This window comes from Nostoc sp., assembly GCF_035638895.1.
GTDB lineage: Bacteria > Cyanobacteriota > Cyanobacteriia > Cyanobacteriales > Nostocaceae > Nostoc.
This window is the reverse complement of record NZ_DASQZC010000363.1, coordinates 20,906-31,845: the sequence shown is the minus strand read 5'-3', so window position 1 is coordinate 31,845 and position 10,940 is coordinate 20,906. Positions and strand designations below refer to the sequence as shown.

Sequence of the window (10,940 nt, the reverse complement as noted above, 5' to 3'; positions counted from 1 at the left end):
TATTTTTCCCAATTCACATTTATTGCTGGGATTCAATCATTTAATTGCTGCAATGAATCAATTTAAACCTTGTTATGCTTCTGGATGATTTCACTTATTTACTACTAGCTCACTCCGGAAAGTGACAGAAGAGGGGTATGCAGCCGATGAAACCACACCTTGGGCTAAATTCCGTGAGCAAATTGTCCTCTGGGAAGAAGAACAGTTGAAAGAGTTAGCTGCTGAATTCCCGAATCAAGCTGTAGAAAAGACTTCTATGGGTGATGCTAGTATTGTTATCTTGGGTTGGCACTATCACCAAAAGGGTTTCCATGTAGAATTTTTGACTGATGACGACAAGCTAAAATCTCAGGAACCACCTCCGCCACAGCTACCTACGCGTCGTAGCAGTCGAACAAAAAGGTAAAATATCCTTGAGCGATCGCCCTTTGCCTATAACATCACGTTATCATCGGATATTGGGGAATTTCCGTGCGTAACTCGATAGCATCTATGACCGCCTCTCACTCTGAAACTCCATCTAACAAGCCCGATGCAAGTACTTTTATTTCTGACCATCAACAGGTGGATCGCAGTAAGCTAAGTCAAATGTACTTGCATTATGTCGAGACGAAGGATAAATATCCTCACGCGGTATTGCTGTATCGGGTAGGAGATTTCTTTGAATGCTATTTCCAAGATGCTGTAAAACTAGCGCAAGAATTGGAATTAGTTCTCACTAGCAAACAAGCTGGGGAACAGGGACGGGTGGCGATGTCTGGAGTTCCTCACCATGCTTGGGAACGCTACACGACGATGCTAGTAGAAAAAGGCTATGCAGTCGTAATTTGCGACCAAGTGGAAGATGCTTCTGAAGCAGCTGGTAGATTGGTGCGACGGGAAGTAACACGCATTCTTACCCCTGGCACTTTGCTGGAAGAAGGAATGCTCAAATCCAGTCGCAATAATTACCTCGCAGCAGTGGTAATTGCCGCAAATCATTGGGGTTTAGCTTATGCAGACATCTCCACAGGGGAATTTCTCACAACTCAAGGCAGTGATTTAGAACATCTGACACAGGAATTAATGCGCTTGCAACCTTCAGAGGTGTTAGTTCCGACAAATGCGCCTGATTTAGGTAGTTTGCTGCGTCCGGGAGAAACTTCGCCGCATCTCCCCCAGTGTTTGCCACCATCATTTTGCTATAGTTTGCGATCGCAAGTTCCTTTTTCCCAAGGCGAAGCTAGACCTAGATTATTGCAGAAATTTAAAGTGCGATCGCTTGAAGGACTCGGTTGCGATCATCTTCCCCTCGCCGTCCGTGCAGCTGGTGGTCTTCTAGAATACTTGGAAGATACTCAAAAAGAAAACCCAGTTACCCTTCAAAGACTCCGCAGCTACACTGTCACCGACTACCTAATTGTTGATAATCAAACCCGCCGTAACCTGGAAATTACCCAAACCGTCCGGGATGGCACTTTTCACGGTTCCCTACTCTGGGCATTAGATAAAACTAGTACAGCAATGGGTGGGCGTGCTTTGCGGCGCTGGTTGTTGCAACCTCTACTCGATATTAAAGGCATTCGGGCCCGTCTTGATACCATCCAAGAATTGATGGAAAATACGCCACTGCGTCAAGATTTGCGGCAATTGTTACGCCAAATTTATGATTTGGAACGTCTCACAGGCAGGGCGGGTTCTGGTACAGCTAATGCTAGAGATTTAGTAGCTTTGGCAGATTCCCTCTCACGCTTACCAGAATTATCCAGATTGGTAACTGAAGCGCGTTCTCCATTCCTCAAAGCTTTGCAGAAAGTCCCAACTGTATTGGAAGAATTAGCACAAAAGTTACACGCGCATCTTGTCGAGTCGCCACCCATACTAATTAAAGAAGGCGGATTGATTCGCCCTAGCGTAAATCCCCTATTGGACGAAAGGAAGGCAACTGTAGAAGCGGATCAGCAATGGATTGCCAATTTAGAAGTTGATGAAAGGGCTAAGACAGGAATTCCGACTTTGAAAGTAGGATTTAACAAAACTTTTGGCTATTATATCAGTATTTCCCGTACCAAAGCTGACCAAGTACCCGCTAATTATATCCGTAAGCAAACCCTGACGAATGAGGAACGTTACATCACCCCAGATTTGAAGGAACGGGAAGCACGGATTCTCACAGCGCGGGATGATTTAAATCAGTTGGAATATGAGATTTTTACAGCATTGCGGGAAGAGGTAGCACAAGAGGCGGAGGTAATTCGCAATCTGTCTCGTGCAGTCGCGGCGGCGGATGTGTTGTGTGGTTTGGCTGAGTTAGCGGTGCATCAAGGTTACTGTCGTCCAGAAATGTTGTCAGGAAGGGAGATAAACATTGTGGATGGGCGTCATCCGGTAGTGGAACAGTCTTTACCTGCGGGTTTCTTTGTGCCGAATTCGACTCAATTGGGGAGTGGGGAATCGGGAATAAGCAGTAGTGAAGAAGAAATTTACCCACTCCCCACTCCCTACTCCCCACTCCCTGACTTAATTATTCTCACCGGGCCAAACGCTAGTGGCAAAAGTTGTTATTTGCGTCAGGTGGGATTAATTCAGTTAATGGCGCAGATTGGTAGTTTTGTACCAGCGAGGTTTGCCAGATTGGGAATATGCGATCGCATTTTCACTCGTGTAGGTGCAGTAGATGATCTTGCAACTGGTCAATCTACGTTCATGGTGGAGATGAATGAAACGGCGAATATTCTCAACCATGCCACATCTAGGTCGCTGGTGTTATTAGATGAAATTGGTCGGGGAACGGCAACTTTTGATGGTCTTTCCATAGCTTGGGCGGTGGCGGAATATATAGCAGTAGATATTCGGGCGCGAACAATTTTTGCTACTCATTACCATGAATTGAATGAATTGGCTAGTATTCTGCCAAATGTGGCTAACTATCAAGTGACGGTGAAAGAATTACCCGACCAAATTATCTTTTTGCATCAAGTCCAACCGGGAGGCGCTGATAAGTCTTATGGGATTGAGGCTGGAAGATTGGCGGGTTTACCAGCCGTAGTTATTCAACGAGCAAAACAAGTGATGGGGCAAATTGAGAAGCATAGTAAGATTGCGATGGGGCTGCAAAATTTGGAGTAATGTACTGTTGATTGACTAATTATTTGTCCGCGTTGATAGATTTGTGACGAGGAAACTGCCTTAATTAATGAATTACAGATAGAGAATCAAGATAAAATTATTGTAAGCATAATTCATAAATGGTAATTTATAATCTTGACCATCGAAACCTAAGTAATCAGCAGGATTGTGATTATTTATCGCCTGAGCAGTTGGCTATAGATATATTAGAAAAAGATGGTGTATAGCTGAAATAATAGTAGAAAATCAAGCAATTTTGGAGCAGTGTTCATGTTAGGTTTACTAGAAAAGTTTAGCCGCCTAGAAGAATTAATGAGTGAGTCAGCATTAAAGAATGTTGATTCCGATCAAATTTTACTGATGAATGGGATTAGCTGGGATATATATGAGACACTATTACAAGGTTTTCCAAATAATTCTCATTATCGGTTGAAATATTTAGAAGGTACTTTAGAAATAATGTCCCCTAGCCGTCGTCATGAGTTTAATAAAAAGATTATTGCTTTATTGCTAGAAGCTTATTTTTTAGAAATAGGGATTGATTTTTATCCTTTAGGCTCAACTACTTTTAGAAAACAAACAGCCGCTAGAGGAATAGAACCAGATGAGTGTTATTGTTTTAATTCTGAAAAATCTGTTCCTGATCTTGCTATTGAGGTGGTTGTAACAAGTGGCGGAATTAATGATTTAATTATTTATCAAGGTTTAGGAGTACCGGAGGTTTGGTTTTGGCAGAATCATCAATTTTCATTATATTATCTGCGTGGTGATAAATATGAGTCAATATCAAAAAGTGAATTTCTACCCAATTTAGATTTAAATCTATTGGCAAGTTTTATTGTGTCTGATGAGAAACCAAGAGAAATAATATTAAAGTTTATTCAACATATCCGTAGGGGCAATTCATAAATTGCTTATACCATAATTTGGTTGAAGCCATCGCTATTATGAGTAAAATTTATCCTCGCTAGGGTTAGTGCGATTGCTGAAATCGCTGGATCAATGATTCTGGCACTTTCATTGAGCAAGTATTTTGGGTAATCAGTAATTAGTTGCTCAATACAGCACTTACGGCAGCTATGAGGTACATCCTCAAATCTGAAAGCTTTGATAGGAAAGGGCAAGGAGAAAAACTGTATTGCATAATAGCCGGAAGCGCTGTAAGTTATGATTTCAGCAAACTTATGAGCTGCTATACGTTTAGTTTCTGAATTTGCTGTTTTAGCCTGTGCAATGTGATTACCTGTTTCTATAACAGCAGCTAAAGGAAGTACCAGCGTTGTTAACGTGTCGATTTCTGCCTGAATTTTCTGATTTACACGCTCAAAATCCCCTTCATTATTACCAGCAGTTTCTCTACCTGGAACTTGTAACCAAACGCATAAAAGCGATGTATCGATGAGTAGCACCTTTCTCATGTTAGTAACTATTCATTACGAGAAAGGCTTCTTTCAATTGCACCCTTAGTTGTCATATCACCCAAAGAATATGATGCAAATAACTTAGAGAAATTATCAATATCTTCTAAAAGTGTAAGTTTGCTTTCTCCAGTTTCTTTATCGCGGTGTGCGACAACCACAAAAGGAACTATCTCTGGGCGCATTCTTACCCTTTTGGTGCGATCGCTCCAGTGGATAAATTATCCAAAAAAATTTAAACACTATAAATAGAGTTAGCATAAATTGCCATCTGCGATCGGTTACGCAAGCTGAGGCGGCTTAAAAGGTGAGTCACATGATTTTTCACCGTCCCTTCTGCAATGTAAAGTTGTAGAGCAAAAAGCGAAAAGGATTGGGGCGGATAGGAAGTAACAGACTCATAAAAGTAGCTGGATGCAAGGCTTTCTTTAATTAATACTCTCAACTGTATCTTTAGCACCACAGCAAGTCAGATGTTTACAACTTTCGTTGTAACAGATGTTTTGACCTATGACGTAAGTTATAAGCATATTTACTTAGTAAACAACGAAAGTCAGAAAGAATTTATCTAATTAGTTGTACTAAAATCCAAGACGTTTTTTAGATGTTTATTTTTTGTGGAATCTCTATAATAAATGGAGTTCACAAAACATAAATTTGCAATTGTGAAAGGATAGCAGCTATGGCGAATATTGTTGGAAATGACGCTAATAACATCTTGTCTGGTAAAGCCGACAATGACTTTATTGATGGCAAGGCAGGAAATGACTTTCTCTACGGAAATGCGGGTAATGACATTCTTGAAGGCAGGAATGGAAACGATAACCTTTACGGTCGCACAGGCAAGGACACTTTAAGAGGTGGTAATGGCAGTGATTTCTTAGATGGTGGTACTGGTGTTGATGTACTAACGGGCGGATCTGGTCAAGATACTTTTGGCTATTATGATCCCCCATTTGCTAACGGTTCCCCAGCCCAAACTCCCAACGGGATTAGAGTGTTGAATCAGCCAGATATAATTACCGACTACCAAATCGGTGTAGATAATTTCGTTTTTGAAACTGGGAAACTCGGACTTGATTTTAATGCCCAGGTTAAATATGCAGAAGGGGTTAGCTCTAAACTATCGGGTAATGCCAATGTATTGGTGTTGTTCGATGCATTTCCAAATGCTGCCGCTGCTGCCAAAGCGATTGCTAATAACAATAAGATTACATCTGATGAAGGGTTATTTGTCTATTGCAACTCTACACTTGGCATTTCAAGATTAGTGTATTCTAATGACTTAGATGACGGCGGCTCGATTAGTGTTTTGGCTAATCTGACCAATCTCACAAGCACGTCTAACCAACCTAAGTTTTCGCCCCAAGACTTCTCTTTTATCACCCTGTAATATCAACTTTAGCTCTAGCTAGTTTCGTTTGAGCTTTCTATAGAACTAATATTTGATTTTTGAAATACATGTAGGGTGTATTAGACGAAAATATGCCACCGTCCGAAGACTTTGGTATCTTACGCTTTGCTAACACGCCCTACATAAGATTTTTTCAAAAATTAGATCAGATTGCTATATATTCTTTCAGTAAAAACAGCAAAGCCAGTTAGATAAAGTAAAAAACTGTGTAATTACTCTATCTAACTGGCTATATTTCACTCATTTTTTAATGATTTATTTTTCTGGCGGTAAATCTACACTGTAAACGATTTTTCCTACTAAGTTACGCAGTGTTACCGTCATCACTTTTGTATTTCCATTAATTTTAACTCCTCCAAAGAATTGCAAACCTTCACTTGGAGGTCGATTTGCTTTCGTACCTGGAGGAATGCTTTGAAATATTAATTGTGGGCCAAAAGTATTTTCCAATACATTGGGCCCAAATGTGCCAGAGTTAAGAGGCCCAGCGACAAACTCCCAAAAAGGCTTAAAGTCAGTAAACTGTGCTTTAGCGGGGTTGTAATAGTGGGCAGCTGCATAATGTACATCAGCAGTTAACCAAACAACATTCTGGATATTCTTATTTTTGATAAATCGTAGTAAATCAGCAATTTCTAGTTCTCTTCCTAAAGCTGGGCCATCTCCGTTAGCCCAAGCTTCAAAGTCCGTGCTACCGTCTCGAATTATCAGTCCCAGAGGCATATCACTAGCAATCACTTTCCATGTTGCTTTTGATGATAACAATTGCTTTTTTAGCCATTGTATTTGTGTTCTGCCCAGCATTTCTGTTTCTTTACTTGGTACTGGCTGACGGTTAGGTGTGTTTGGCCCTCGATAGGTGCGCTCATCTAGCATGAAAATGTCTAATAATGGACCATAGTTGAAGGAGCGATAAATTTTCGCTTTATCTGGCTCATTTGTTTCATACCCAATAGGCAAATATTCCAAAAATGCTTGCCTTCCTCTTTCTGCTAGCAAGTTAACATCCTTAACTGTGTAGCGGTCATCGTTCAGGAGAAATTCTCCAGGATACCAGTTATTTGTGGTTTCGTGGTCGTCCCACTGTGCCAATATGGGAACTTCAGCATTGAAACGCTTGATGTTTTGATCCAGCAAATTGTAGATGTAGTTACCACGATATTCTGTGAGAGTTTCTGCTACTTTGGATTTTTCTGGCGTGGTGATGTTTTTCCAAATAGTGCCGTCGTCTAGAGTTACTTCTGATTGAATGGGGCCATCGGCGTAAATATTATCGCCAGAATGAATGAAAAAGTCGGGATGAAGTTGGCGCATAGTTTCGTAAATTTTCATCCCACCAAAATCAGGATTAATCCCCCATCCTTGACCAGCAGTGTCACCACCCCACACAAAGAATATATCTCGCCCAGATTTGGGGGGAGTACGGAAAGTGCCTTTGACAGGAGCGCTGTAAGTGCCTTTATAATCTAAATCTTGGAAAATCACCCGATAAAATAATTTTTGGTCTGGGGGCAAGTTCCTCAGATAAAGTCGTGCTGTAAAGTCGCTATCTTTTAAAGCATTGGGCCCCAGAACTCGCCGGACATTTTTAAAAGATTCGCTAGTAGAATATTCTACGATCATTTTGGCGGGGCGATCGCTACGACTCCAAATAACAATGCTGTCTTTGGAAATATCTCCGCTAGCTACACCATAAGGTATAGTAGGACGCATTTTGTCAGAGGTGATAATTGCAGGCGCTTGGGCAAAAACTTGTGATTTCGATACAAGATTTGTGGCAATAATTCCACCTGCTGTGATAGTTGAACGGAGCAAAAACTGGCGGCGGTTTAGTTGCGATGGGCGATTAGATTCCATGATAAACAATGGCAAGCTTAAGAAGTATTACAAGATAAGTTTTTAGCACATCCTGTTATTCCAACAAGTAAAGCTTGGGTTATCTAAGGGTTAATAGAAAAATAAATTTATTTTATAATCACAATTAATACAAATTAACTTACAACGATTATTTGTAAGGTTACATATAACAACTTATTCAGACTTATTTTATTCTATTTTGAAAATACAATTCTGATAAAGCAGTGTCTAACTACAAGCCGCTAAATACCTACGCAGGCAAAAAAGTATTAGATTTCCTGAATTACTCTATATTCCCACATTGATCTTGTGAATTTTGGATATCAATCTGGGAAAGATAAGTTTGTAACGATTGAGAATTTTGAAATTATAGAGACGGATATTCAGGATGTTACCAGAAATATTACCTCAACAATCAAGACTTGACAATATGCTGACTATGCGTGAAGTGACAAATGCTAATGAGTCGAACCTGCGACTAGAGTCAACTTTGCAAGAATTACCTTTTTGGCAGGTTCACATCGAAGTAGAACGTCCGGGCGATGATTTAGCTATCCTCTTTAAGCAAGAGCCTTTATTACCGGGAATTATTCTAAATAATAATCAACAGTATATTGGGATGATTTCGCGGCGGAAATTTTTTGAGTATATGAGCCAGACTTATAGTTTGGCACTATTTTCTATAAGACCGATTAAAACTCTTTACAAGTTTTTCCAACAAGAGATATTAACACTTTCTGAAGATACGCTCATTATCGATGCTACTCAGGCAACTTTGCAACAACCACCTGAAATTGCTTATGAGCCAATTTTAATTAAAACTATGTCTGGAAAGTATAAGCTCATCGATTTTTATCAATTACTTTTAGCCTACTCTCAAATTCATGCCTTAACACTTGTTGAACTAAAGCAGGTAGAGGAACAATCTAGAGTCGCTAAAGCAGGCTTTCGCGATCTTCAACAGAACTATACGCAATTAATCCAGAATGAAAAAATGGCTGCTTTAGGACAACTCGTTGCTGGTATTGCACACGAAATCAATAATCCTGTCAACTTTATTGCTGGTAACATTGTCCACGCCATTGAATACAGTCAAAATTTACTCGATCTGATTAGATTGTATCAACAATGTTATCCTGAACCCGAAGCAGAAATTCAAACTGCGATCGCACAAATTGAACTAGACTTTTTAAGTACTGATCTCCCCCGTCTTCTCACCTCTATGGAGGTTGGCAGCAAGCGAATTGAGCAAATCGTTCTTTCCTTACGAAATTTTTCTCGTCTCGATGAATCTAATAAAAAATTAGTTGATATTCATGAAGGGATTGATAGCACCCTGCTAATTTTACAAAGCCGTCTCAAAAATGCTCCATTAGGTCAAAGCATAAACATAATTAAGGAATATGGTGATCTTCCTGAAGTTGAGTGCTACGCTGGGTTACTTAATCAGGTATTTATGAATATATTGGCGAATGCTATTGACGCTATAGAAGAGTCATTAGTTATTACTCATCCGTCATCGGTAAGGGATAAAGCAAAAATTTGCATTCGGACTGAAATCACTGATGACAAACAAGTAATTATTCGCATTTCCGATAATGGCCCGGGAATTCCAGAGAGTTCCCAAAACCGATTGTTTGACCCATTTTTCACCACTAAACCTGTTGGTAAAGGAACTGGGTTAGGTCTATCTATCAGTTATCAAATTGTTGTGGAAAAACACGGTGGACAACTGCAATGTATATCTGCTATTGGCAAAGGAACTGAGTTTATTATTAAAATTCCCCCTCAACTTAATTCTTAGCAAAGTCAGGAGAGTTTACCGTAAAGTTTTAGGGGAAAAAGCAAGCAATAAGCAAAGGATAGACATTTTGACAAATAGTCAATATTGTCGATTCTCCTTAACTTACATATTTATTTTTAACTATAAGTTCCTGCTGTTTCACTTGGAATCTTTATAGGCTCTGCCACGATATCATCTATCTTGTTAAACTCTCCAGCCCGCCAGCTATCTGTTATATCCTTGATAAAACTGGCAATAGGAATCGCAATTAACAAACCCAGAACTCCTCCCAACTTTGCCCCTAACAGCAAAGAAATTACTACCCACACGGGATTTAGCCCAGTCAAATTGCCGAGAATTCTAGGCGCTATAAAATTAGAATTAACTTGGTCGATCGCAACAGCTACACCTAAGACTTCAACTCCTAGCCAAAAGTTTTGCAGCGCTACCAACAAACTTACTATAGCGATACCTACTCCTGTACCAAAGGGAAAGAGAGAAAATAAACCAATACCGATACCAAAAAGTAGAGCTAAGGGAACTTGCAACGCCAAAAACGCCAGTATAATTGTTACCCCTAAGACAGCTCCCAATGTTGCTTGACCGATGAAGTAATTGTGGAAATCCTCTCGGAGTAATTCCCGCGCTCTTAACCCAATGTTAGGGGGAAGCCACTGAAAAACTCCGTCCCAAAGGCGTTTACCGTTCAATATTAGGTAGATAGTCAGCACTACCGCTAGCAGCACGTTCAGCACAATACCAATGGTATCGACAGCAAAACCAAGAATTCTACCAGTGAAGGACTGAAGCTGGTTAGATAATCGCTCAAGAACTTGGGTAAATAAACTACTTAAATTAATCGGAAGTTGTTGTTGACTTAACGCCCAATCTTGGAAAGTTTGCAACTGTTGAGTCCCAGAATCAATCCAACTGGGCAATATATTAGCTAGCTCAACGAGCTGTTGGATAATCAGGGGAACCAAGGTGATGCCTAAAGCCACTAAAACCACTAGAGTCAAAAGCAACACTCCGGCGATCGCCACGTTGCGTTTTACCCCTTGTTCTTGAAGAAACTGGATTGGATAGTTCAAAACAAAAGCTAGCAGGATGGCGGCAGCGATAATGCTAACTAAAGGTTGAAAGTATTGTATAACTTGGAGCAATAGCCAGCCGTTGAGAATAATAATTGGAAATGCCAATCCTATACTTAACCATCGCGGTAGTTTATTTGCTGATTGCATTAGTGATGACTCCACAAGAGTTCTAACTTTATTTTGGCTTTGATTTTGATTCATGAAAAAGCATATAATTATTTAGGAGATCATGCTGCAATTGCAATATACGCAAGCAGGCATAAACT

9 protein-coding genes and 1 pseudogene are annotated in these 10,940 nt (G+C 40.1%); 5 read left to right on the top strand and 5 right to left on the bottom strand.

The features are described 5' to 3' along the window. Nucleotides 1-121: 121 nt before the first annotated feature. The 3 genes from VE944_RS17855 (at nucleotide 122) to VE944_RS17845 (ending at nucleotide 4,017) form a co-directional block, all read left to right on the top strand. On the top strand, nucleotides 122-406 hold the full coding sequence (locus VE944_RS17855; protein ID WP_324979612.1) for a hypothetical protein: 285 nt from the start codon (nucleotides 122-124) through the stop codon (nucleotides 404-406). 86 nt (nucleotides 407-492) lie between these two features. After that, nucleotides 493-3,108 (top strand): DNA mismatch repair protein MutS, encoded by a 2,616-nt coding sequence (gene mutS / locus VE944_RS17850; protein ID WP_324979609.1) that lies wholly within the window; start codon nucleotides 493-495, stop codon nucleotides 3,106-3,108. Between the two features lie 270 nt (nucleotides 3,109-3,378). After that, the gene (locus tag VE944_RS17845; protein WP_324979606.1) at nucleotides 3,379-4,017 is read left to right on the top strand and encodes a Uma2 family endonuclease; all 639 of its coding nucleotides are present in this window, start codon (nucleotides 3,379-3,381) and stop codon (nucleotides 4,015-4,017) included. Nucleotides 4,018-4,022: 5 nt separating this feature from the next. Here VE944_RS17845 and VE944_RS17840 read toward each other — a convergent pair whose 3' ends face one another. From VE944_RS17840 to VE944_RS17830, 3 genes and pseudogenes are all read right to left on the bottom strand, one after another. After that, entirely contained in the window at nucleotides 4,023-4,526 is a 504-nt protein-coding gene (locus VE944_RS17840) for a hypothetical protein (RefSeq protein ID WP_324979602.1), read from the bottom strand. A gap of 8 nt (nucleotides 4,527-4,534) precedes the next feature. Further along, entirely contained in the window at nucleotides 4,535-4,711 is a 177-nt protein-coding gene (locus tag VE944_RS17835; RefSeq protein WP_324979599.1) for a hypothetical protein, read from the bottom strand. A gap of 50 nt (nucleotides 4,712-4,761) precedes the next feature. Next, nucleotides 4,762-4,884: pseudogene (locus VE944_RS17830) on the bottom strand (LuxR C-terminal-related transcriptional regulator); the annotation flags it as partial. A 324-nt stretch (nucleotides 4,885-5,208) separates the two neighbouring features. Between VE944_RS17830 and VE944_RS17825 the strand changes: the two are divergent. Further along, complete coding sequence (locus VE944_RS17825) at nucleotides 5,209-5,919, top strand: calcium-binding protein (RefSeq protein ID WP_324979596.1); 711 nt, start codon at nucleotides 5,209-5,211, stop codon at nucleotides 5,917-5,919. A 276-nt stretch (nucleotides 5,920-6,195) separates the two neighbouring features. On the opposite strand, the gene VE944_RS17820 is transcribed toward VE944_RS17825, so the two are convergent. Beyond that, a complete protein-coding gene (locus tag VE944_RS17820) occupies nucleotides 6,196-7,797 on the bottom strand; it encodes an alkaline phosphatase D family protein (RefSeq protein WP_324979593.1) in 1,602 nt (533 codons plus the stop codon). 388 nt (nucleotides 7,798-8,185) lie between these two features. Between VE944_RS17820 and VE944_RS17815 the strand changes: the two genes are divergently transcribed. Next, entirely contained in the window at nucleotides 8,186-9,601 is a 1,416-nt protein-coding gene (locus VE944_RS17815; protein ID WP_324979590.1) for a sensor histidine kinase, read from the top strand. A 116-nt stretch (nucleotides 9,602-9,717) separates the two neighbouring features. Here the strand turns inward: VE944_RS17815 and VE944_RS17810 are convergent, their stop codons facing one another. Continuing rightward, a complete protein-coding gene (locus VE944_RS17810; protein ID WP_324979587.1) occupies nucleotides 9,718-10,821 on the bottom strand; it encodes an AI-2E family transporter in 1,104 nt (367 codons plus the stop codon). Nucleotides 10,822-10,940 lie beyond the last annotated feature (119 nt).

Coding starts and splice junctions, on each gene's coding strand:
- VE944_RS17835 (WP_324979599.1), bottom strand. CDS start 4,711: ATGCGCCCAGAGATAGTTCCTTTTGTGGTTGTCGCACACCGCGATAAA.
- VE944_RS17845 (WP_324979606.1), top strand. CDS start 3,379: ATGTTAGGTTTACTAGAAAAGTTTAGCCGCCTAGAAGAATTAATGAGT.
- VE944_RS17825 (WP_324979596.1), top strand. CDS start 5,209: ATGGCGAATATTGTTGGAAATGACGCTAATAACATCTTGTCTGGTAAA.
- VE944_RS17840 (WP_324979602.1), bottom strand. CDS start 4,526: ATGAGAAAGGTGCTACTCATCGATACATCGCTTTTATGCGTTTGGTTA.
- mutS (WP_324979609.1), top strand. CDS start 493: ATGACCGCCTCTCACTCTGAAACTCCATCTAACAAGCCCGATGCAAGT.
- VE944_RS17820 (WP_324979593.1), bottom strand. CDS start 7,797: ATGGAATCTAATCGCCCATCGCAACTAAACCGCCGCCAGTTTTTGCTC.
- VE944_RS17815 (WP_324979590.1), top strand. CDS start 8,186: ATGTTACCAGAAATATTACCTCAACAATCAAGACTTGACAATATGCTG.
- VE944_RS17810 (WP_324979587.1), bottom strand. CDS start 10,821: ATGCAATCAGCAAATAAACTACCGCGATGGTTAAGTATAGGATTGGCA.